Below are 23,342 nucleotides of genomic sequence, written 5' to 3'. Positions count from 1 at the left end.
GTAATTTTGTTTTACTTATTTATCTTTTTTATAATTGTTTTAATTAAATTTTTTATATCTTCTAAATTTTGATTTTCTAAAAACATTCCTGATAAGTGGTGATTTGTTAAAGTTTTTACATCTTTTACAAACTCAATTACATCATAAACACTTAAAATTTTGCCGTGTAAATCATATCCAACATTTAATGCCCTACCCTTTATGCTTGCCAAATTATTATGTAAATGCCCATAAAGCAAAACACTTCCATGATCTTTTTTATCCCATTCTAAAATTGGATAATGAAATAAAATAAAATTTTCTTTAATATCATTAATTTTAATGCTTAATTTTTTATAATTTAAAATTTCTTCTAAAAGCAAATTTCCATCATTTTTATATCTGTTTTTAAATAAGTCTTTATTTTCATTTATTAAATTATCGTGATTTCCAAGGATTAAACTGTGTTTGCCATTGAGTCTTGTTAAAATTTGCTTTATTTTTTCAACACTATTGTAAAATGAAAAATCACCTAAATTATAAATTTCATCATCAGGCGTTACAGTTTTATTCCATAAATATACGAGATACTCATCCATCTCATCAACGCTTTGAAAATTCCTAAAATTTGGACAATACTTTAATATATTTTTATGCCCAAAATGTAAATCAGAAGTAAAATAAATCAAAATAAAACCATCAAAAAATAAAAGAAGAGCGGTGCAAGAGTAAAACTCTCACACCAAATAAGAAAAATAGGTTGGTTGATAGTAGTTAAAACTACATCATTCCACCCATTCCTCCCATTCCACCACCCATGCCGCTCATATCTGGCATTGCTGGTTTATCTTCTTTTATATCACTAATTGTAGCCTCTGTTGTTAGAAGCATACTTGCAACACTTACTGCATTTTGAAGTGCAACTCTTGATACCTTAACAGGATCAATAATTCCTTCTTCGAACATATTTACATATTTTCCGCTAACTGCATCAAAGCCTGATTCATCGTCTTTTGAATTCATAATCTCATGTGATACCACACCAGCATCAAATCCAGCATTTGAAGCTATTTGTCTAAGTGGAGCTACTAAAGCTCTTCTTACTATATCAGCTCCAATTTTTTCATCACCACAAAGATTTAAATTTACTTTTTTACTTGCGCAAACAAGTGCTGCTCCACCGCCTATTACTATACCTTCTTCAGCAGCAGCTTTTGTAGCATTTAGTGCATCATCAACCCTATCTTTTTTCTCTTTCATTTCAGTTTCAGTTGCAGCACCTACTTTTATAACAGCTACACCACCACTTAATTTAGCAAGCCTTTCTTCAAGCTTTTCTTTATCATAATCGCTTGTTGTTTCTATTATTTGTGCTTTTATTTGAGCGATTCTTGCATCAATTGCAGCTTTATCACCTTTTCCATTTACAATAGTTGTGTTATCTTTATCTATATTTATGCTTTCTGCTTCACCTAAATCTTCTAAAGTTACACTATCAAGTGTTCTTCCAAGCTCTTCACTTACTACATTTCCACCTGTTAAAATAGCAATATCTTCAAGCATTGCTTTTCTTCTATCACCAAATCCAGGAGCTTTAACAGCTGATATATTTAACACACCTCTTAATTTATTAACAACCAAAGTAGCTAAAGCTTCACCTTCAATATCCTCAGCAATAATTAAAAGAGGTTTTCCACTTTGTTGAACTTTTTCAAGAACTGGTAATAAATCTTTTAAATTTGTAATTTTTTTATCAAATAATAAAATATAAGGATTGCTTAACTCAACTGTCATTTTTTCAGCATTTGTAACAAAATAAGGACTTAAATATCCTCTATCAAATTGCATTCCTTCAACTACGCTTAGTTCATCATCTATTGATTTTGCTTCTTCAACGGTTATAACACCATCTTTTCCAACTTTTTCCATTGCATCAGCAATTAAATTTCCTATTTTTTCATCTGAATTTGCTGAAATTGTTGCAACTTGAGTAATTTCTTTTTTTCCTTTAACAGGTTTTGAAATTTTCTTAAGCTCCTCTATAATTGCAGCAGCTTCTTTATCCATTCCTCTTTTTACTTCAATTGGATTAGCTCCAGCAGTTATATTTCTCAATCCTTCTTTAAAAATTGCATGGGCTAAAACAGTAGCTGTTGTTGTACCATCACCTGCTTCATCATTTGTTTTATTAGCAACTTCTTTTACTAGGCTTGCACCCATATTTTCTAATGTATCACTTAGTTCAACTTCTTTTGCAACACTTACGCCATCTTTTGTAATAGCTGGGGCACCAAAAGATTTTTGAATTAAAACATTTCTTCCTCTTGGTCCCATTGTAACTTTAACAGCGTCGTTTAATTTTTTTACACCTTCATAAAGTTTGTTTCTTGCGTCATCTGAGTAAATTATATCTTTTGCCATTATTTATCCTTTATCTATTTAATTATTCCAAGAACATCTTCTAAATTTAAAACTAAATATTTTTCATCATTAAGAGCAATTTCGCTTCCTGAATATTTAGAAAAAACAACTTTATCGCCAACTTTTATAGCCTTGCACTCTTCATCGCATCCAACAGCGACAACTTCGCCACTTGATGGCTTTTCTTTGCTTGCATTATCTGGTATAATAATACCTGTAGCAGTTGTTTTTGTCTCCTCTTCGCGTTTAACTAAAACACGTTTTCCTAATGGTTGAAAATTCATTTTTTTCCTTTCTTGTGTTATATTTTTTAGCACTCTAAGTTTTAAAGTGATGAAATTATAATCAATTTTTTAAAACATGTCAATACTTATCTATATTTTTATCATAATATTTTAGTCTTTAACACTCAGCTTTTTATATAAAAACAACTTAACTAATTCTTTACCAAAATAAGATATAATTTTTAATATTTAATTTTAAAAAGGAGTAAAGTATGAAGTTACTCAAATATTTGGGTATTTTTTTAATACTTATCATAGTTGTTTTATACGGCTTATTATTTACAGGTTTTGGCAATAACTTAGTAAAACCTTATATTGAAAAAACTGTAAAAGATAAATCAGGATTTGATTTAAAACTTACAAAATTTGATCTAAATTTTAAAAGCCTTGATATAAGTGCTATTATAAATGGTGAAATAAGTGCTGATGTTAAAGGTAAATATTCGCTTTTTTCACAAAGTTTTGACCTAGACTACAGTGTTGATGTTCAAAATTTAAATAGCTTTAAAATTAAGCTTGATGAACCTATGGGTTTAAATGGTCAAATTAGAGGAAAAATGAAAGATTTTAGCGCAAATGGTGTTGGTAAAATACTTGATAGTGATGTTAGATTTTTAGCTGTTTTAAAAGACCTTAAGCCTTTTGATGTTGATTTAGATGCAAAAGGGCTAAATGTACAAAAAGCTATGAAGATAGCAAACCAACCAGTTTTTTTAACTGGAAAGATAAACGCAGTTGCAAATATACAAAACGGTTTTGGTGAAGCAAATATCACATCAAATGATTTAGCTATTAATAAAGATGGCTTAAAAGATAAAAACATCACAATTCCAAACAATATCGCACTAGATCTAAACTCAGATATTACTTTAAAAGATAATATCATTACAGCAAGTTCAAATTTAAACTCAAAATTAGCAAATATAGAAGCAAAAGAGACTAAATTTAATCTAGATAACAAAAATTTAGAAAGTGATTTTAGCCTTGATATTTTGGATTTGGCAAATTTAGAACCATTCACAAAGCAAAAACTTAATGGAAATTTAAAAGTTGATGGTTTTACAAAAGTTGTTGATAACAAGCCTGAGTTTGTAAAGTTTAATTTAGTTGGGTTTGGCGGAGAAGTTGATGCAAATTTACAAGATAAAATTTTAGATGCAAAGATAAACTCAATTAAAATAGCTGAATTAATGGGAGTTGCATCAATGCCAAAAGCTGTAAGTGGCGTAATAAATGGTGAAATAAAAATAAATGATGTTTATGATTTTAACAATATTCAAGGAAGTGCAATTTTAAATGTAATGGATGGTAAAATAAATCCAGTAGAGCTTAAAAAAATGACTAATTTAGATTTTCCACAAAATAATAATTTTGAAATTGCATCAAAAACTTTAATAGAAAATGGAATTGTAAACTCAGTTTCAAATTTAGTATCAAATTTATTTAAAATTGATAATTTAAAAGCTATTTATAATTTAAAGGAAAAAGACTTAAAGGCTGATTTTAAGGCTAGTATTGATGATTTAAGCAAATTAAAGGAATTTACAAAGCAAACTTTAAAAGGAAATTTAAAAGCTAGTGGTGATGTTAACATGAAAAACAATGCCCTAAAAGGTCTAAATTTAAATGTTAATACCTTAGGTGGAGAAATCAAAGCCAGTTCAAACGGTTTAAATTTAAACGCTGATGTTAATAACTTAAAACTAAATGATATATTTGCTTTAATCGGTCAAAATCCTCTTGCAAGTGGAGATTTAAAAGCTAAAATTAACCTTTCAAGCATTGATATAAAAAATTTAAACGGAACTGCTAATATAAATTTATCAAATAGCGTATTAAATGATAAAGAACTAAGCAAAATGCTAAATAAAGAGTTTCCAAAAAATATAAAACTAAATGCAAATTCTGATATAAACATAGCAAATTCCATAGCAAATTTTAACGCAGTTATCAACTCAGACTTAGCAAATTTGAAAAAGCTAAATGGAAGCTTTGATATAAATAAAAACTCTTTAAATGCAAATTATGAAGCTTTTGTAAATGACTTATCAAAACTAGCTTTTGCCACTGGAAAAAAGATGATAGGAAGTGTTAGTTTAAATGGTGAAATCAAAAAAGATGCTAAAAATCTAGTTGCAACTGCAAACTCTAATCTTTTTGATGGAAATTTTAAAGCAAATTTAACAAATGAAAATTTAAAAGCAACTTTTGACAAATTTAAAATTGAAAAACTAACTCATATGCTTGATTTTGGTGAATTTTATGAGGGGATTGGTGATTTGGTGTTTAACTATAACACATTAGCTCAAAAAGGAGATTTTAATGTTGACATAAACGATGGTCGTTTAACTCCAAGTAAGTTAACAACAGCTATAAGCATAGCAACCCAAAAAGATATAACAAAAGAAATTTTTAATGACTCTTATGTAAAAGGTGTTATAAATCAAGGCTTAGTTGAGTTTAAATCTCAAATGAAAGCTCCTAAAATGGATTTAAATGTAACAAAAGGAACTCTTGATACAAAAACATCAAAAATAAATATCCCAGTTTTAATAAATGTGGAAAAAACAGATATTGCTGCTAATGTTACAGGAACTACAAAAGATCCAAAAGTAAATGTTAGCTCAAAATATTTAGAACAAAAGCTTGAAAAAGCCATAGATAAGGGGCTTGATAAGCTTTTGGGTGGCAAAAAAGACAATGCTAATAATAATTTAAATAGTAATGAAAACAGAGAAGAAGATTCACTAAAAGATGGAGTTAAAAATCTTTTAAAAGGCTTTTTCTAAAACAAAAAAAGGCAGAGAAAAAACTCTGTCTTTTAAAACTCTAATTTTAAATTTTTTATTTTTGAATTTTAAGAATTTATAAAACTTACAAAGTCATTTCTTTAGATGCAAAAATCTAACTTCTTAAACTATAAAACTCTTTTTTAAACTCGCTAAATTTTCCTTTTAAAATTGCTTCTCTAGCATCTTTTACCAAATTTAAATAATAATGTAAATTATGAAGCGTGGCAAGACGGTAAAAAGTAAGTTCTTTTGAGCGATAAAGATGGTTTAAATATGCACGACTATAATTTTTGCAAGTATGACAATTACATGCTTTATCAATTGGCTCATGGTCATTTATAAATTTAGCACCTTTGATATTTATTTTTCCAAAACTTGTAAATAAAGTCCCATTTCTTGCATTTCTTGATGGCATAACACAATCAAACATATCAACGCCTCTTTCTATGTTTTCTATCAAATCCTCAGGCGTTCCTACCCCCATTAAATATCTTGGTCTATTTTTATCAATAAATGGCATTACTCCTTCAACCGTATCATACATCTCCTCATTGCTTTCTCCAACGCTAAGTCCACCAATAGCAAGTCCATCAAATTCCATTTCACATAACTTTTGAGCACAAAATTTTCTTGCTTCGTAATCAGTTCCTCCTTGAATGATTCCAAAAAGATTTTGACCTATACCAATTCCTTTGTTTTGGTTTAATTTATGATAATCAATGGCCTCTTTTGCCCATTTAATAGTCCTTTTAATACTCTCATCAACTCTTTTTTTGGTTGCTGGAAGTCCTACTAAATCATCTAAAATCATCATAATATCGCTTCCTAAATCATATTGAGTATCAAGAACCGATTTAGGAGTAAAATAGTGTTTGCTTCCATCAATATGAGATCTAAACTTAATTCCATTTTCATCTGGTTTTGAAATATCACTTAAACTAAAAGCTTGAAATCCACCACTATCTGTTAAAAAACTTCTATTAAATTTAGTAAAACCATGAAGTCCGCCAAAATTTTTTACTATTTTTGAACCTGGGCGAAGATACATATGATAGGTATTTGCTAAAATTATTTTAGCATCTAAGGTTTGCATTAAATCAAATGCATCTAAACTTTTTACTGCTCCAACAGTGCCAACTGGCATAAAAATAGGAGTTTGTATAGTGCTATGAGTTGTTTTTATCGTGCAAGCCCTTGCATTGCCATCTATTTTATCTATATTAAATTCCATTTTGCTATAATATCCTTTTAAATTTTGGAGTAAAGAATGAAAAATATTTTAATCATTGCTGATGGCATTTTAGCTAAATATTTCTTAGAAACTATCATAGAGCTTAAAACATTAAAACATAAATATACAATAATAAGCTATAAAGACATTACAATAAGCCAAAAGCTAAAAGGCGAGAATATAACAATTCAAAGATTTGATCCAACAAGCTTTGAAAAATTAAGACTTGGCATACATGAAAAATTTGATATTTTTATGGTTATAATGGATGAAAAAATTGATACTTTTAGTGTATATCAGAATTTAAGAAAAATAGATAAGAATAAAGAAATTTATCTTTTAGATAAATGGGGGCTTTTAGACGAAATAGATGATGATAATCACACTAAAATAATAGATGCTTTATCAATTCTTACTTCAAGACTTATTGGCTATCTTCCAGATCACCCTATTTTAGCTGACAGTATAGGGCTTGGAAAAGGCGAAATAATGGAAGTTAAAGTTCCAATAGGAAGTTCTTTCTCGTATAAAAAAATTGGACTTTTTAGTACTCAAAAAGAGTTTAAAATACCGATGATTTATAGACATAATAAAGCTATTACAGCACAATTTGGTACTATGATTTTTCCAAATGACACGCTACTTGTTGTAGGCGAGCCAAATGTATTGCAAGATGTTTACAAAGCCATAAAAGAGTCAAAAGGTCAGTTTCCATCTCCTTTTGGAATAAATTTCTACTTGATAGTAGATATGATAAACTTATGCCAAGATGATTTTGAAAAAATAATTAAAAATGTAAAATATCTAAACGAATCTGTCACAAATCACAAACTTTATATAAGGGTTATAAACCCTACTTTAACGAAAATGTTTGAAGAAATAAAAAAACTTGATGATGATGAAAGTTGTGAAATTTTAATAGAGTATTCAAAAAATAGTCCAGAAGTTATGAAAAGTGATATTGTAAAACATAAAGTTGGTATGGTTATTTCAGATAATGCATTTTTCGAAAAACATAAAAAAAGCTTGTATGAGCTAAAGGTTCCTGTTTTAACACTTGGAAAAGGCGATGTAAAAGATCTTAAAAAAGGTGTTGTTTTAATGAGCGATAAAAGCAATGCAAGTGAAGCAAGTGTTGTTTTTGATCTTTGTGGACAACTTGGACTTGATGTTTATTTGCACTATTATGCACAAGAAAAAAATCAAGAGTTAATAGCTAGATATAAAGACCTAGCAGAACTTTTTAAAAAAGAACTTTTTATAATAGAAGATGATGCGCAAAATCCATTTTTAAAATTAAAAAATGAAGAAAATTTCTTGCATTTTGTCCCATTTAATGATAAAGTTTTACATAGGAAACCAACCTCTGTTTTTAGTAAGGATTTAGATGAATTATATTTTGCAATAAGTCAAAATTATCAGCTTTTCATCCCAGATTTTTATGAAATTTAAAAGGTAAAAAAGTGGCAATCAATATAGATTTAAAAGAAAATAGTTATAAAATTTTTATAAATGAGCTAGATGAAATAAATTTAAAAGGAAAAGTAGCAATCATTACAAACCAAACAGTTGCTGGACTTTGGTTAAAAGATTTACTTCCGAAGATAAAATGCGACAACTTGCATATAATTTCAATTCCTGATGGTGAAGAATATAAAAATTTTAAAACTTTAAATGATATTTTAGAACAACTCTTTATAGCAAAACTTGATAGAAAAAGCACACTTATATCATTTGGTGGAGGTGTAGTAAGTGATATAACTGGTTTTGCAGCAAGTATTTACGAAAGAGGAATAAATTTTATAAATATCCCAACTACACTTTTAGCTCAAATTGATGCAAGTGTTGGTGGAAAAACAGGCATTAATAATAAATTTGGTAAAAATCTAATTGGCTCATTTCATCAGCCGATTGCAGTTTATTGCGAAGAAAGATATTTATCAACACTTCCAAAAAGGGAATTTAGTGCTGGAATTAGCGAAGCTATAAAAATGGCTATTACATTTGATAAAAATTTATTTGATTTTTTTATAAAAGATGAGTTGGACTTAAGCTATATAATTAAAAGATGCAACGAAATAAAAGCAAAAGTTGTAAGCCTTGATGAAAAAGAAAGTGGCATAAGGGCAGTCTTAAATTATGGTCACACATTTGCTCACGCTATAGAAAACGAAACAAATTATAAAAAATATCTTCACGGTGAAGCTGTAGCAATTGGAATGAATATGGCAAATCATTTAGCCTATAAGCTTGACCTAATTAATATAAATGAATTAAATTTGATTAAAAAAACCTTGATGAAATTTGACCTTCCTATTAGTTATAAAATAGAAGATGAAAATCTTTTTTATAATTTATTTTTCTTAGATAAAAAGACTAATATTGGAAAGATAAAATTTATACTTCCAAAAAGTATCGGAAATTTTATTATAAAAGATGATATCGAAAAAGATATTGTTTTAGAAGTTTTAAAAGAGTTCAAATGAGAGTTTTATTTTTATTATTCATAAGTTTTGTAGCTATTTTTGCTGATGTAAATAAAACCGAAAATAACTTGGATCAAAATTTGACAAATTTAGACTTGGCACAAACAAAAGAAGCAAATATTACTAAAAATATCATTGAAAATTTGCAAAAGGATTTAAAAAACATAAACGAAACTATAAAAGATAATATTTGGCTTACTCAATATCAAAATCATCTAAGTTATCAAAAGCTTATAAAAGAGAGAAATGAGCTTGAAAAACAGCTTAAAAATATAAGAAATAAAGATAAACGAGAAACTATACTTGATGATATTAAAATTTATGATGAGCAAATCTTATTATTAAGCGAATTTGAAAGTATGCCTTTTTCTAGGCTTCTTGAAACAAAAGATATACCTGAGTACAAAAAAATATCAACTCCTTTTACTATTTTATCGGGGCTTTCATATATAAAGCAATTAAATTCACAAAAAGACGAGTATAAATCTAAACTTAATCAAATTATAACTTTAGTAGAGAAACTAAAAGAAAAAAATGATATTTTAATGACAATAAATTCATATATTCCAAATGATGAAAATACAACTAAAAGTTTAAGTGAATTAAATTTTACAATAACTGAGTTTAAATCAGCAAAAAGTCTTGGAAAAACAACATATGATGTTTATGGAAAAAGGATTGATGATAGAATAAATTTAGTAAGATCCGATATTAAAATTCAACTTAAAAGAGCTTTTAGTATTGCGGGTTGGATTATTTTTATACTTCTTTTATCTTTTATATTTAAATTTATAGTTAAAAAATCAATAAAAGATAACGAACGATCATATATGGCAAATAAATTTATAAATTTTTTAAATTTTACACTAATTATTTTAATTTTAATTTTTGCATATATTGACAATGTTTCTTATTTAGTAACAGTTTTAGGTTTTGCATCAGCTGGTCTTGCGATTGCCATGAAAGATATGTTTATGAGTATGCTTGGTTGGGGCGTTATAATGATAGGCGGAACATTTAGAGTTGGTGATAGAATAAAAGCAAGAAAGGCAAATGGTGAAATTTATGTTGGAGACATCATAGATATTTCACTTCTTAGAATGACAATTTATGAAGATGTTACAATGACTACAAGAGAAAATAGAAGAGCTGGAAGAATTATTTTTGTACCAAATAATTATATTTTTACTGAACTAATATCAAACTACACTCACAGCGGTATGAAAACAGTTTGGGACGGCATTGACATACTTCTTACTTTTGATAGCAACTATAAAAAAGCAACTTACATAGTTAAAAATATAGCTAGACAATACTCAAAAGGCTATACAGATATAGCAAAAAAACAGATGAATAAATTAAGAACTCAATATAGTATAAAAAGTCCAAGTGTTGAACCAAGGATATTTCATTTTTTTGAACCATATGGTATTTTAATAAGTATTTGGTATATGACCGATTCTTACGCTACTTTAGGACTTAGAAGCACAATTTCTGGTGAAATTTTAGAAGCTTTCGAAAAAGAAGACGATATTAAAATAGCATACCCAACTCAAACCTTACTTTTTAGAAAAGAAGATCTTTTAGAAAGTAAAAAAGAGATGATAAAAAAAGCTTTAAATGAAGAACTTAAAAATAAAGAGTTTAATAACAAAGGATAATAAATTTGAAAATTTACTTTAAAACTTTTGGTTGCAGAACAAACATATATGATAGTGAAGTTATGAAAAACTCACTTAAAAATCATGAAATTTGCGATGATGAAACAAAAGCTGATGTAATAGTAGTAAATTCTTGCACCGTTACAAATGGTGCAGATAGTGATGTAAGAAATTATATAAATAAAGCTAATAAAAATGGTAAAAAAGTTTTTTTAACAGGTTGTGGTGCAATAAGTAGAGGAAAAGAACTTTTTGATAATGGAAAAGTTTTTGGGGTTTTTGGATCTTCAAAAAAAGAAAATATCACTGAAATCATAGAGAAAAATATCAAATTTATAGATCTTGGAGATATAAATAAAAGTCAAAATAGTATAGTAAAAAATTTTAAAAAATATACAAAAGCTTTTGTCAAAATACAAGAAGGTTGTGATTTTAACTGCAGCTACTGTATAATTCCAAGTGTTAGAGGACATGCTAGAAGCAAAGATGAGTCTATAATATTAAAAGAAGTTTTAAATTTGGCAAACAATGGTTTTAGTGAAATTGTCCTAACAGGAACAAATATCGGAAGTTACGGCAAAGATACAAAAACAAGTCTTGCAAAACTTCTTAAAAAATTAAGCCAAATAAATGGCATCGAGCGAATAAGACTTGGGAGTTTAGAGCCATCACAAATAGATGATGAGTTTAAAGAGCTTTTAAATGAAAAGTGGCTTGAAAAACATCTTCATATTGCACTTCAGCATACATCAGAAACTATGCTCAAAATTATGAGAAGAAGAAACAAAGCTTTTAAGGATATAGAGCTTTTTAATGAGCTTGCTAGCAAAGGATATGCTTTAGGAACTGATTTTATCGTAGGTCACCCTGGAGAAAGTGATAAAATTTGGCTTGAAGCTTTAAATAATTTTAAAAGCTTTCCATTAACACACATTCATGCTTTTGTCTACTCACCAAGAGATAATACACACTCAGCAACTTTAAAAATAGATGTTGATGGAAAAATAGCAAAAGAAAGATTAAAAACTTTACAAGATATCGTAGAGCAAAATAACTTTGAGTTTAGAAAAAAACACTATAATGAATTAAATGTTTTAGTTGAACAAAAAAACGGAGATTTTTTTACTGGCTTTGATGAATACTACAATAAAATTTACATAAAAAGCGATAAAGATCTTACTCATAACTGGATAAAGGTAAAGAAATATGAGATTGAAAAAAGAGGAAATTTTACGAATTTTTAAGTTAAATAAACTGAATATTACACTGATATTTCTGTTTATTTTAATAGGACTTTTAAGTTTTGTTTATTTTAGAAATGGACCTGTTTATTTAAATTTTAATGAATACAATCAAATTTTAAACAGCAATAAAATTCAAAAAGCAAAAATTGATGGCAATAAAGTATATTTAAAGCTTGATGGCAAAGAATATGTAGTATTAAAAGAGGCTGTCAATTTAAAAGAACTTTATAAACAAACGAGAATTTATCAAAAAGATGAAACTTCATTTTTATCGCAAATGATAGTTTTATTTTTAATATCTTTTTTATTTATCATCATTCTAGACTTTTATCTTAGACAAAAAAAATCACTAAAAACACAGCTTAAAAAAGCTGAAGCAAATGATAATATAGAGTTTTTTAATAGTTTTAAACCTGCTATTTCAAATATAACTTTAGATGATGTTGCTGGTATTAGCGAAGTAAAAGATGAAATCATTGAAATAGTTGATTTTTTAAAAAATCCTAAAATTTATAAAAATCTTGGCATAAATTTACCAAAAGGACTTTTAATGGCAGGTCCTCCAGGAGTTGGAAAAACGCTAATAGCAAAAGCAATTGCTGGTGAGGCCGGAGTACCATTTTATTATGAAAGTGGAGCAAATTTCTCCCAAATGTATGTTGGAGTTGGTGCAAAAAAAGTAAGAGAACTTTTTGCAAATGCTAAAAGTAATGCTCCATCAATTATTTTTATAGATGAAATTGATGCTATCGGAAAAAGTAGAGGCGAAGGTAGAAATGATGAAAGAGAAGCTACTTTAAATCAGCTTTTAACCGAAATGGATGGCTTTATTGAAAATTCAGGCGTTATTGTAATAGGTGCAACCAATAAAATAGAGATGATTGATGATGCGCTTTTAAGACCTGGGCGATTTGATAGAAGAGTTTTTATTTCACTACCAAACTATAAAGATAGAATTGAAATTTTAAAAATTTATTTAAGAGGCAAGAAATTTGATCTTGATTTAAGTAAATTATCAAGGATAAGTGTAGGTTTTAGTGGCGCTGGACTTGCTACATTTGTAAATGAAGCTATGATTAACGCACTAAAAAGAAAAAGTGAAATTTTAGAATTTAATGACTTTGTAAAAACAAAAAATAAAGTTTTATTTGGAAAGAAAAAAGAGTTAATTTTAAGTGAAAAAGAAAAAGAAATTCAAGCCCTTTATCAAGCAGCAAAGGCAATTAGTGCATATTGGTTTGGTGTAGAGTTTGAAAAAACAAACCTTTTAGAAGATGATTTCTTAAAAGATGATGAAGAAATAGTTTCAAAAAGCATCTTAGAAAACAGACTAAAAGTTTATTTAAGTGGCGTAAATGCTCTTAAAATTTATAAAAATGATAGTTTTAATAACTCAAAATCTGACATTAAAAAAGCACTTGAGCTTTCCCACAAGATGATTTTTGAATACTCTATGGGTGAATTTATTGTGCCAAACCAAAATGAAATTTTAAATATTTTAAATAAAAATGAAAAAGAGATTAAAGAGTTTTTAAGTACTATGCAAAAGCCTTTATTTGAAATAACTAAACATCTTTTTGCATTTGAGACTATCTCGAAAGAAACAATAAGAGATATTTTAAAAGAAAATAACAATTAAGGAAAATAATGATAAGAATAGGAATTTTAACTCTTAGTGATAGAGCTAGCAAAGGTGAATATAAAGATATTTCAGGAAATGCCATAAGAGAAATTTTACAAGAGTGGATAACTAATGAGATTAAATTTTTTTATGAAGTCATACCTGATGATTTTGAGTTAATAAAATCAAATTTGATTAAATTTTGCGATGAGCTAAATTGTGATTTAGTTTTTACAACAGGTGGCACGGGCCCAGCTTTAAGAGATGTTACACCTGAGGCTACAGAAGCGATTTGTGATAAAGTACTACCTGGTTTTGGAGAATTAATGAGAATGGAAAGTTTAAAATTTGTTCCAACAGCAATACTTTCAAGACAAACAGCAGGAGTAAGAAATAAAAGTTTTATTTTAAATCTTCCAGGTCAGCCAAAGGCAATAAGAGAGTGTTTAGAGCCTGTTTTTCCTGCTATTCCATACTGCGTTGATTTAATAGGTGGAAACTATATAAAAACAGATGAGTCAAAAATGAAAGTTTTTCGACCAAAAAGTGGAATTAAAAAATAATATTAAATAGCAAGTTTAAAAAACTTACTATTTATTTTTAAATTAAAATTTTAAATACTAACATTTTTAAAAAATTATTATATAAAAAAATATTTTAAATTTTAAACTCTTCCCAAATCGGCTCTTTGTCAAAATCTACATACTCTTTTAATTTTTCTTGCGGTAAAAAGTCCTTTTTATACTCTAAACTTTGACAATTTTTTACATAATATCCTAGATAAATCCACCTTAAATTTAGTTTTTTAACTATTTCTATCTCATTTAAGAGTGAAAATTTACCAAGACTTAAATTTAAATATTCTGGATCGTAATAACAATAAACTGAGCTCAATCCATCATCTGTTACATCAACTAAATCAACACATATGAGCTTGCCATTTTCATCATAATATGATATTTCCTTACCAAAATCAGAATATCCTAAAATGTATAAATCATAATATTTATAAACATTTATATCATAATACTTCCACTCTCTTTGAAGACTTTTAAATTTATGATATTTTTTGAAAAGCTCTACCCTTTCTTCATCTGCAAAAGGCGTGTGATAGGCAAATCTTATATGTTGATTTTTTCTTATCACCCTTCTTTGGCTTTTGCTTGACTTAAATTTCAAAGCATCTATTCTAACACTTATGCACTCATTGCAATTTGCACAAATTGGCTTTTGAAAATATCTTCCAAATCGTCTATACCCACGCTTTACTAAAATTGAATTAAGAGATTTATTACATCCTTTAATATATAAATACTCAGTCCTACTAGGCCTATCTCCTAAATAAGGACATAAACTTTCTAAAGAACAAAAAGGAGTGATATTTATCAAATTTAAATCTTTTTTATATTTTCATCTTTTGCATATTCTAAAAACTCGTCTTGAAGTCTTTTTACTCTTTGTTTAATGCTTTCTTTATCAAACTCAACTTTAAATTCATCATCTTCTGATTTTATTTTTTCTGTTATTTCTTTTGCATTTTGTTTTAAAGCTTTATTTTTAAGCATATCTTTTTTTATATTTTTTAAATCATTAAAAAAATCATTCATATTTTATTTTTCCTCTTCTTTTAAATCCTCTTCAAAACGCTTAACAGCTTCAACTATGACCATACTTAAATCATCTTCTTTTTTAAACTTGTTCTTTTTGTTTTTATAAATTTGCATTTTTTCCAAAAGCATTGGAAGATTTTTATCAGTGTATGATGTATCAAAAAACCCTCTTCTAAACTCCCTACTTTGACTAATTGCAAGAAGTAAAGGTAGTGTTGTCGTAACGCCCTCTATACTAAATTCATCCAAAGCTCTTTCAAATTTATTAACAACCAAATCGAAACTTGTACCACTTACCATAAGTTTTGCCAAAAGTGAATCATAGTACGGAGGAATATTGTAATCTCTATATAAATGACTATCAACCCTAACAGAAGGTCCCAAGGCAGGATAATATCCAGTTACTTTTCCAAGAGCCGGAGTAAAGTTTTTTGAGGCATCCTCTGCTACAATTCTAGCCTCTATACAAAATCCTTGAGCTTTTATATCACTTTGTTCAAGATCAAGTATCTCACCAGCTGCAGCCCTTATCTGTCTTACTATAAGATCAACTCCAGTAATTTCTTCTGTTATACCATGCTCTACTTGAATTCTAGTATTCATCTCCATAAAATAGAAATTATTATAATCATCTAATAAAAACTCAACAGTTCCAACATTTGTATAATTTACAGCTTTTGCAGCAGCAACTGCTGTAACACCCATAGTTTTTCTTAAATTTTCACTTACTGTTGGACTTGGTGCAACTTCTATTATTTTTTGATGACGACGTTGAATAGAACAATCTCTTTCCATTAGATGAATTATATTTCCATAATTATCACCTAAAATTTGAAATTCTATATGGCGAGGGTTTATTATAAGTTTTTCCATAAAAACTTCATCACTATTAAAAAATGCTTTTGCTTCCCTTTTACAGTCTTCTAAAAGTCTTTCTAAATCCTCTTCTTTATGGACCTCTCTAATACCTCTTCCACCGCCGCCGCCACTTGCTTTTAAAATAACTGGATAGCCTATTTGTTGAGCATATCTTTTTATGGTTTCAATATTTTCATGATTTAACTTTTCAGTACCTGGCACAACCGGAATACCATTTTTCTTCATTAAATATCTAGCTATATTTTTATTACCCATTTTTCTAATAATATCTGGTTTTGGTCCAATAAAAATAAGTCCTGCATCTTCAACAGCTTTTGCAAATTCATAGTTTTCACTTAAAAAACCATATCCTGGATGTATCGCATCTGCACCACAGTGTTTTGCAACTTCAACTATCCTTTGAGGATCTAAATAGCCCTCAAGCGGATGCTCACCAACTTCATAAGCCTCTGAGGCTATCCTTACGTGTAATGATGAAAAATCAGGCTTTGTATAAATAGCAACACTTTTAATATGTAAATCTCTACATGCTCTAATAACTCTAACAGCTATCTCTCCACGGTTTGCAATAAGAATTTTATGTATCATAATCCAACCTTTTTAAATTTGACACTATATATTAGTAAAAAAAGATTAAAAATATGATAAATTTAGTGATTTTTCTGAATTTTGCTTATTTTAAGTTAATATTGTGTAAAATACAATTCTTTCAATTATCTATGCGCCCTTAGCTCAGCTGGATAGAGCATTTGATTGCGGTTCAAAAGGTCAGAGGTTCGAATCTTCTAGGGCGTACCATTTTATTAATAAAATACGATCAAATGGCACCTTTAAGACTTATAAATGTCAAAATTAAATCACTATATAAGGAAAGATAATGAAAATTTTATTTTCGCCAAGTGAGTCAAAAAACCAAGCAAAAGGAAGTGAAAATGTTGGAAATTTTATTTTCCCAAATTTAAACGATAAAAGAAAATTTGTCTTAGAAATATATGAAAAATATATAAATTCTTTAAATATCGATGAATTATCTCAATTTTTTGGCTTGAAAGATAAAAATTTGATAAACCACTATAAAAGCTCATTTAAAGAAAAAAATGGAATAAAAGCTATTTTAAGATATAATGGAGTTGCCTACAAATCACTTGACTATAAAAATTTAGAAAATAAACATTATATTGATGAAAATGTGTTAATTTTTTCAAATTTATTTGGCATTATAAAAGCTAGTGATATTTTACCTGATTATAAACTAAAACAAGGTGCAAAATTACCAAATTTAAACATTGAAAAATGCTATAAAGATAACTTTTCAAGTAGTTTAGATGAATATTTAAAAAATGATGAAATTTTAGATTTAAGAGCTTCGTTTTATGAGAAATTTTACACTATAAAAAAGCCTTTCTTTACACTTAAATTTATAAAAGATGGCAAAGTTATAAGCCATTATGCAAAACATTACCGAGGATTAATCTTAAAAGAAATGGCAAAAAACAATATTAAAAGTATTGATGAATTTAAAAATATAAATATAAATGGGTTGATTTTATCAGAAATTCAAGAGATAAAAAACAGACAAGAATTTATTTTTGAAATTAAAAACTAAGCTATATTTAAGCTTATAAAAAATGTATGTAGATAAAAACAATACATACATTGCCTTAAATTCACTCAAATTTGCTTATAAAGTGCAAATTTATATAAAAAAACATTGTTTTTTTTATAAAAGTATTGTAAAATGGTCTCTACAAAATCTTATTAAAAGGATAATTCTATGAAAAAAGCAGAATTTATTGATTTAGTTGCTAAAAAAGCAGACATGACAAAAAAAGATACTTCAGTTGCACTTGATGCAATACTTGATAGCATTAAAGAGTGCTTAGTAAAAGGTGATTCAATAAGCTTTATAGGTTTCGGATCTTTTGACGTTGCTACAAGAGCCGCAAGAGAAGGTAAAGTTCCTGGAACTAATAAAACTTACAAATCACCAGCTACGAATGTTGTTAAATTCAAAGTTGGTAAACAACTTAAAGATGCAGTTGCTGCTTCTAAAAAAGCAAAGAAAAAATAATTTTTTAGGATGCCTTAAATTGGCATCCTTTTTTTATACATTTTAAATAATCTTTAAAATATTTTTTGATACAATAATCCCTTTTAAATGCCCGAGTGGTGAAATTGGTAGACGCACCAGACTCAAAATCTGGCGGAGGCAACTCCGTGCCGGTTCGATTCCGGCTTCGGGCACCATCCCTTGCAACGTAATATAAAATTCTATATCATTTTAACTAAATCAAAACACACAACCTATCATACTTTTTGTAGCAGTTTTTTTATAAAAAACATTATGTTACAAATGTATCATAATACATGTAATTTTGATAATGTATACATGGTATTTTTGATGAGACTATATACAAAACTATATACTTTTTTATTTTTTTAAAAATTTATTATATTTTTTAAAAAGCCTTATTATATAGCCAATTTATATAATAATTATGTATATATAAAAACAGACAGATAAGAACAAAATATTATTTAAAGAAATAAATTAAGATAAATTTACTACATAATTTAAATTTGGTAAATATCATATAGTTTAAAGTATTTTTAAAAAAGATACACTTATTAGTTTATTTTTACATATAGCATAGTTATTCATTTCTTAAAGTTTGTAAAACATCGATTTTTGTAGCTTTTTTAGCTGGATAATATGATGAAGCAACCACTATGAAAATAGCTCCAAATATTATCATAAAAAGATCTAAACTTGATAGCTCAAGTGGTAATTTTGAGCTTCCATAGACATCTGCTGGCAAATTTACTATATCAAAGCTTCCAAGTAGCCAAATACCAAGCAAGCCTAAGACAAGTCCAAACACTATCCCTCCACCACCAATCACCATTCCAAGTCCAAAAAATGTATTTTTAATCTCTTTTTTCGTTGTGCCAAGGCTTAATAAAAGTGCAATTTCTTGACGACGATTCATAACTGTCATTAAAAGTGAACTTACGATATTTAAGCTGGCAACTAAAATAATAAGCATTAAGACTATAAATAAAGCTCTTTTTTCTAAGGCTAAAGCTGAAAAGAAGTTTCCATTTTGCTCCCACCATCCAACTATATGCATAGTATCTGGAAGAAATTCTTTAATACGATCTTTATCTTTAAAAGGCTCTTTTGAATATATGTGAATTCCATCAAATCCACCATTTTCATCTCCTAAAATTTTAGCTAAATCATAAATATCAGAATATAGATAAGCTTTATCATAGGCAATAAGTCCAGAAGTAAAATCAGCCCTAACCTCAAAACGCTTCATTTTTGGTATCATACTAAATCCACCTGGATCTGTTTTTGTGAAAATAATAGTTGTTTTATCACCATTTTTTAGATAAAACTCATCTTTTAATCCACTTCCTATCATAATACCAAAGCCGCTTAAATTTGCATCTTTAATACCATCTTTTACAACAGAGTTTATCTCTTTTTCATCGTCTATATTAACGCCAAATATCATTGCACCTTCTAGTTTGTTATTAGATTTTACGATAACTTGCGATGAAATATAAGGGCTAAATTTAATATCTGGAAAAGCCTTTTTTAAATTATCTACATCAGTATTTGCAATGCCACCTTTAAAATGACTAAATATAGTTAATGGATAATTCATAGTAAAGAGTTTTCTCTCAAACTCTTTATCAAAACCATTCATTATAGCCATAGCAACTATTAAAACCATTAGTCCGATTCCAACACCTAAAAAAGCTAAAATAGCGCAAAGCGTAATAAATGGTTGACTTTTGTCAAATCTAAGATATTTAAAAATAAGATATTTTACCACTTAAAGAGCCCTATTTTGCAAACTCACCTTTTTTAGGACCACTTTTTCCACAACAATCTTTATATTTTTTACCACTTCCACAAGGGCAAGGCTCATTTCTCCTTGGTTTTTTAGGAACTCTTATTGGAGTATTTGGCAGAGACTGCTGCTCATTAGTATTTTGAGCTTCTTTATTTGTCTTCATAGCTCTTTCAAGCTCAGCCATAGCCCTTTGTTGAGCTAACTCTCTTGCTCTTTCTTCTGCTTCAATTTCCTCTTTTGTTTTAAATCTAATGCCTTGCAAAGCTCTTATGCTATCAGTTTTTAGTCTTAAAACAAGTTCCAAGAAAAGATTATAGCTTTCTTTTTTATATTCAGTTAACGGATCTTTTTGATTATATCCACGAAGTCCAATTCCTGTCTTTAAGATATCCATTTGATAAAGATGTTCTCTCCAATCTCTATCTACAATTTGAAGATAAATTTGTTTTTCAATTGCATTTTTTTGCTCATCATCTATAACTTTCATTCTCTCATCATACGCATCTTTTAATCTTTTAACAATATAATCTTTTGTCTGGTTTACATTTGAAAATTCTTTTAATTCTTCAATAGTAAAGTTTTCACCAATTTCATTTCTTAAAGCAGCTATTAAAGGCTCGTAGTTTATATCATCTTTATCCATTCCATCAAAAATTTCAGCATTTTCAAAAAGATAATCAACATATTCAACTCTATTGGAATTAATTTTTTCATTTAAATCATAATTTGGATCTAAAAGTTCATTTCTATAAACATATATCGTTTTTCTTTGCTCATTTGCAACATCATCATATTCAAGAACATATTTTCTACTTTCAAAATGAAGATTTTCAACCTTTTTTTGCGCGTTTTCAACAGCTCTTGTAACCATTCTACTTTCTATGCTTTCACCTTCTTTTATGCCAAGACGTTCCATTATATTTTTTATCTTATCGCTTCCAAAAATTCTTAGTAAATTATCTTCTAGACTTAGGAAAAATCTACTCTCCCCTGGATCTCCTTGTCTTCCTGCTCTACCACGAAGCTGATTATCAATTCTTCTACTTTCATGTCTTTCAGTTCCTATTATATATAGTCCCCCAAGAGCTTTTACTTCATCATTTATTTTAATATCCACACCACGACCTGCCATATTTGTAGCAACTGTTACAGCTCCTTTTGCTCCAGCATCTGCTATAATTTCAGCTTCTTTTTCGTGATTCTTTGCATTTAATACTGAATGAGGAATTTTTGCATTTTGTAAAAGCTTATGCAAAACTTCACTTTTTTCAATTGAAGCAGTTCCTACTAAAACAGGCTGACCTTTTGCATTTGCCCTTTTTATCTCTTCAATAACTGCATTAAATTTTTCTCTTTCGCTTTTATATATAAGATCGTTTTGATCTATTCTAATGACTGGAACATTAGTTGGGATTGATATAACATCAAGTCCATAAATTTGGCTAAATTCGGTTGCTTCTGTTTGAGCAGTTCCTGTCATACCCGCGATTTTTTTATAAAGTCTAAAATAGTTTTGAAAAGTAATATCTGCTAAAGTTTGGCTTTCCTCTTGGATTTTGACACCCTCTTTTGCCTCTAAAGCTTGATGAAGCCCCTCGCTAAAACGCCTTCCCTCACTCAATCTTCCTGTAAATTCATCAACAATAACAACTTGGTTATCTCTAACCACATAATGAACATCTTTTTCAAAAAGATAATTTGCTTTTAAAGCCTGGTCTAAATAATGGCTCAAAACCGCATTTTCAAGACTATATAAGTTGTCAACTCCAAAAAGTTTTTCAGCTTTTGAAATTCCTTCTTCTGTTGGCAAAATAGTTCTATTTTTCTCATCAACTATAAAATCCCCTGTTGGTTTATCTTGTGGAGTTTCAGCTGGTTTTCCTTTACTTAGCTTTAAAGCAACTTCATTTGCTTTTATGTATCCATCAAGAGTTTTATTTGTAGGACCTGAAATAATTAAAGGTGTTCTTGCCTCATCTATTAAAATACTATCTACTTCATCCACAATTACAAAATTATGTTCTCTTTGGACTTTATCTTCAAATCTAAATTTCATATTATCTCTAAGATAGTCAAATCCAAACTCATTATTTGTTCCATAAGTTATATCACAATTATAAGCAGCTTTTCTTTTTTCATCATCATATTCACCACTTACTATAACCCCTACACTAAAACCTAAAAACTCGTATAAAACTCCCATTTCTCTGGCATCTCTTTTTGCCAAATAATCATTTACGGTTACTACATGAACGCCTTTTTTTGTCATTGCATTTAAAACTACTGGTAAAGTTGCAACTAAAGTCTTTCCCTCACCTGTCTTCATCTCAGCAATATTTCCATCATGAAGAACCATTCCACCAATTAACTGCACATCAAAATGACGCATATTTAAAACTCTTTTGCTAGCCTCTCTCGTAATTGCAAACGTATCGTTTAAAACTTCATCTAAACTTTTTCCATTTGCAACTTCTTCCTTTAAAGTGTTAAAACTTGCTTTTAACTCATCATCACTTAATTTTTCATATTTTTTCTCAAGAGCGTTTATTTCTTTTGCTCTTTTTGCATAAGTTTTAACTATACGATCATTTTTTGTTCCAAAAATTTTACTAAATATATTTTTTGACATTTATAAACCTTACAAATAATTTAACTTTACATTTTAACATATATTAATTTAAACTAGCTAGAATTTTTAAAAATTTAAGGACAAAATATGAAAAAAATCTATTTTTTAGCAGCATTTTTGCTTTTTTTAACAAATTTCGCTTTTGCAAACCCATTGGAATTTAAAACTTTACAAAGTGATTTTGTACAAACTATACAAAATAATGAAAATAAAATTGAATATAGTGGAAATTTTATTTCAACAACAAACAATGCTCTATGGTCTTACAAAACTCCAAATTTAAAAGATATATATTTTAATTACGAAAAAGTTGTTATTATAGAGCCTGATTTAGAGCAGGCAATAGTTACAAATTTAAAAGATGTTCCAAATTTAATGAATATTATAAAAGATGCCAATAAAATAGATAGCAATGTATATGAGGCAAAATTTGATGGAGTTAAGTATAAATTAAATTTTAAAAATGATCTTTTAGATGAAATTTCTTACACTGATAAACTTGATAACAATATAAAAATAAAATTTAAAAATCTTAAAAAAGATGAATTTATTGATGAAAATTTACTTACACCTATAATTCCTGCAAATTTTGATCTTATCACTAAGTAATATTAATAAAACTTTAAAAGAAATTATTAT

General features: G+C 28.1%; 19 protein-coding genes and 2 tRNA genes. 12 read left to right on the top strand and 9 right to left on the bottom strand.

Annotated features, from left to right (window positions below; all coding sequences use genetic code 11):
- Positions 1 to 11: 11 nt before the first annotated feature.
- From O6B72_RS04495 to groES, 3 genes are all read right to left on the bottom strand, one after another.
- Complete coding sequence (locus O6B72_RS04495; RefSeq protein ID WP_269492347.1) at positions 12 to 668, bottom strand: metallophosphoesterase family protein; 657 nt, start codon at positions 666 to 668, stop codon at positions 12 to 14.
- 91 nt (positions 669 to 759) lie between these two features.
- On the bottom strand, positions 760 to 2,400 hold the full coding sequence (groL, locus tag O6B72_RS04490) for a chaperonin GroEL (RefSeq protein ID WP_269492346.1): 1,641 nt from the start codon (positions 2,398 to 2,400) through the stop codon (positions 760 to 762).
- Between the two features lie 14 nt (positions 2,401 to 2,414).
- Positions 2,415 to 2,684, bottom strand: a complete 270-nt coding sequence (groES, locus tag O6B72_RS04485) for a co-chaperone GroES (protein WP_101636668.1) — start codon at positions 2,682 to 2,684, stop codon at positions 2,415 to 2,417.
- Between the two features lie 212 nt (positions 2,685 to 2,896).
- Between groES and O6B72_RS04480 the strand changes: the two genes are divergently transcribed.
- A complete protein-coding gene (locus O6B72_RS04480) occupies positions 2,897 to 5,473 on the top strand; it encodes a hypothetical protein (RefSeq protein WP_269492345.1) in 2,577 nt (858 codons plus the stop codon).
- A gap of 115 nt (positions 5,474 to 5,588) precedes the next feature.
- On the opposite strand, the gene tgt is transcribed toward O6B72_RS04480, so the two are convergent.
- Positions 5,589 to 6,707 (bottom strand): tRNA guanosine(34) transglycosylase Tgt, encoded by a 1,119-nt coding sequence (tgt, locus tag O6B72_RS04475; RefSeq protein WP_269492344.1) that lies wholly within the window; start codon positions 6,705 to 6,707, stop codon positions 5,589 to 5,591.
- Between the two features lie 36 nt (positions 6,708 to 6,743).
- Between tgt and O6B72_RS04470 the strand changes: the two genes are divergently transcribed.
- From O6B72_RS04470 to mog, 6 genes are read left to right on the top strand one after another with little or no spacing between them, the layout of a single operon-like run.
- Positions 6,744 to 8,159 (top strand): hypothetical protein, encoded by a 1,416-nt coding sequence (locus O6B72_RS04470; protein WP_018713071.1) that lies wholly within the window; start codon positions 6,744 to 6,746, stop codon positions 8,157 to 8,159.
- 11 nt (positions 8,160 to 8,170) lie between these two features.
- Positions 8,171 to 9,193, top strand: a complete 1,023-nt coding sequence (gene aroB / locus O6B72_RS04465; protein ID WP_269492343.1) for a 3-dehydroquinate synthase — start codon at positions 8,171 to 8,173, stop codon at positions 9,191 to 9,193.
- Positions 9,190 to 10,854 carry a mechanosensitive ion channel family protein gene (locus O6B72_RS04460; protein ID WP_269492341.1) on the top strand — a complete coding sequence of 555 codons (1,665 nt, stop codon included), beginning with the start codon at positions 9,190 to 9,192 and terminating at the stop codon, positions 10,852 to 10,854. Before aroB ends, O6B72_RS04460 begins: the two co-directional genes overlap by 4 nt.
- A complete protein-coding gene (mtaB, locus tag O6B72_RS04455; RefSeq protein WP_269492380.1) occupies positions 10,854 to 12,098 on the top strand; it encodes a tRNA (N(6)-L-threonylcarbamoyladenosine(37)-C(2))-methylthiotransferase MtaB in 1,245 nt (414 codons plus the stop codon). The genes O6B72_RS04460 and mtaB overlap by 1 nt, the downstream gene beginning before the upstream one ends.
- Positions 12,061 to 13,737, top strand: a complete 1,677-nt coding sequence (locus O6B72_RS04450) for an AAA family ATPase (RefSeq protein WP_269492340.1) — start codon at positions 12,061 to 12,063, stop codon at positions 13,735 to 13,737. Before mtaB ends, O6B72_RS04450 begins: the two co-directional genes overlap by 38 nt.
- 8 nt (positions 13,738 to 13,745) lie before the next feature.
- Positions 13,746 to 14,282 (top strand): molybdopterin adenylyltransferase, encoded by a 537-nt coding sequence (mog, locus tag O6B72_RS04445; protein ID WP_258298492.1) that lies wholly within the window; start codon positions 13,746 to 13,748, stop codon positions 14,280 to 14,282.
- Positions 14,283 to 14,376: 94 nt separating this feature from the next.
- Here mog and O6B72_RS04440 read toward each other — a convergent pair whose 3' ends face one another.
- The 3 genes from O6B72_RS04440 to O6B72_RS04430 are packed head-to-tail and all read right to left on the bottom strand — an operon-like array spanning position 14,377 to position 16,796.
- A complete protein-coding gene (locus tag O6B72_RS04440) occupies positions 14,377 to 15,108 on the bottom strand; it encodes an arginyltransferase (protein WP_258298493.1) in 732 nt (243 codons plus the stop codon).
- Between the two features lie 2 nt (positions 15,109 to 15,110).
- Positions 15,111 to 15,326, bottom strand: coding sequence for a hypothetical protein (locus O6B72_RS04435; protein WP_244078743.1), 216 nt, complete (start codon positions 15,324 to 15,326; stop codon positions 15,111 to 15,113).
- A gap of 3 nt (positions 15,327 to 15,329) precedes the next feature.
- Positions 15,330 to 16,796: an acetyl-CoA carboxylase subunit A gene (locus tag O6B72_RS04430; RefSeq protein ID WP_018713063.1), complete on the bottom strand. Its 1,467-nt coding sequence runs from the start codon at positions 16,794 to 16,796 to the stop codon at positions 15,330 to 15,332.
- A 133-nt stretch (positions 16,797 to 16,929) separates the two neighbouring features.
- Here O6B72_RS04430 and O6B72_RS04425 point away from each other — a divergent pair.
- The 4 genes from O6B72_RS04425 (at position 16,930) to O6B72_RS04410 (ending at position 18,455) form a co-directional block, all read left to right on the top strand.
- A tRNA-Arg gene (locus O6B72_RS04425) sits at positions 16,930 to 17,006 on the top strand.
- A gap of 79 nt (positions 17,007 to 17,085) precedes the next feature.
- Positions 17,086 to 17,814: a YaaA family protein gene (locus O6B72_RS04420; RefSeq protein WP_258298494.1), complete on the top strand. Its 729-nt coding sequence runs from the start codon at positions 17,086 to 17,088 to the stop codon at positions 17,812 to 17,814.
- A gap of 168 nt (positions 17,815 to 17,982) precedes the next feature.
- Positions 17,983 to 18,279 (top strand): HU family DNA-binding protein, encoded by a 297-nt coding sequence (locus O6B72_RS04415; protein ID WP_156847406.1) that lies wholly within the window; start codon positions 17,983 to 17,985, stop codon positions 18,277 to 18,279.
- An 89-nt stretch (positions 18,280 to 18,368) separates the two neighbouring features.
- Positions 18,369 to 18,455, top strand: a tRNA-Leu gene (locus O6B72_RS04410).
- 407 nt (positions 18,456 to 18,862) lie between these two features.
- On the opposite strand, the gene O6B72_RS04405 is transcribed toward O6B72_RS04410, so the two are convergent.
- Positions 18,863 to 20,053, bottom strand: coding sequence for an ABC transporter permease (locus tag O6B72_RS04405; RefSeq protein WP_156847405.1), 1,191 nt, complete (start codon positions 20,051 to 20,053; stop codon positions 18,863 to 18,865).
- A gap of 10 nt (positions 20,054 to 20,063) precedes the next feature.
- Positions 20,064 to 22,703 carry a preprotein translocase subunit SecA gene (gene secA, locus O6B72_RS04400; RefSeq protein WP_258298496.1) on the bottom strand — a complete coding sequence of 880 codons (2,640 nt, stop codon included), beginning with the start codon at positions 22,701 to 22,703 and terminating at the stop codon, positions 20,064 to 20,066.
- Between the two features lie 87 nt (positions 22,704 to 22,790).
- On the opposite strand from secA, the gene lolA reads away from it, so the two are divergent.
- Positions 22,791 to 23,312, top strand: coding sequence for a LolA-like outer membrane lipoprotein chaperone (gene lolA, locus O6B72_RS04395; RefSeq protein WP_050334599.1), 522 nt, complete (start codon positions 22,791 to 22,793; stop codon positions 23,310 to 23,312).
- The last annotated feature ends 30 nt before the right edge of the window (positions 23,313 to 23,342 follow it).

Origin of the sequence: Campylobacter ureolyticus, from assembly GCF_027277485.1 — a bacterium.
GTDB classification, from domain to species: domain Bacteria; phylum Campylobacterota; class Campylobacteria; order Campylobacterales; family Campylobacteraceae; genus Campylobacter_B; species Campylobacter_B ureolyticus_B.
Note: the sequence above shows the minus strand (reverse complement) of the source record. Positions and strands in the feature narration are given on the sequence as shown.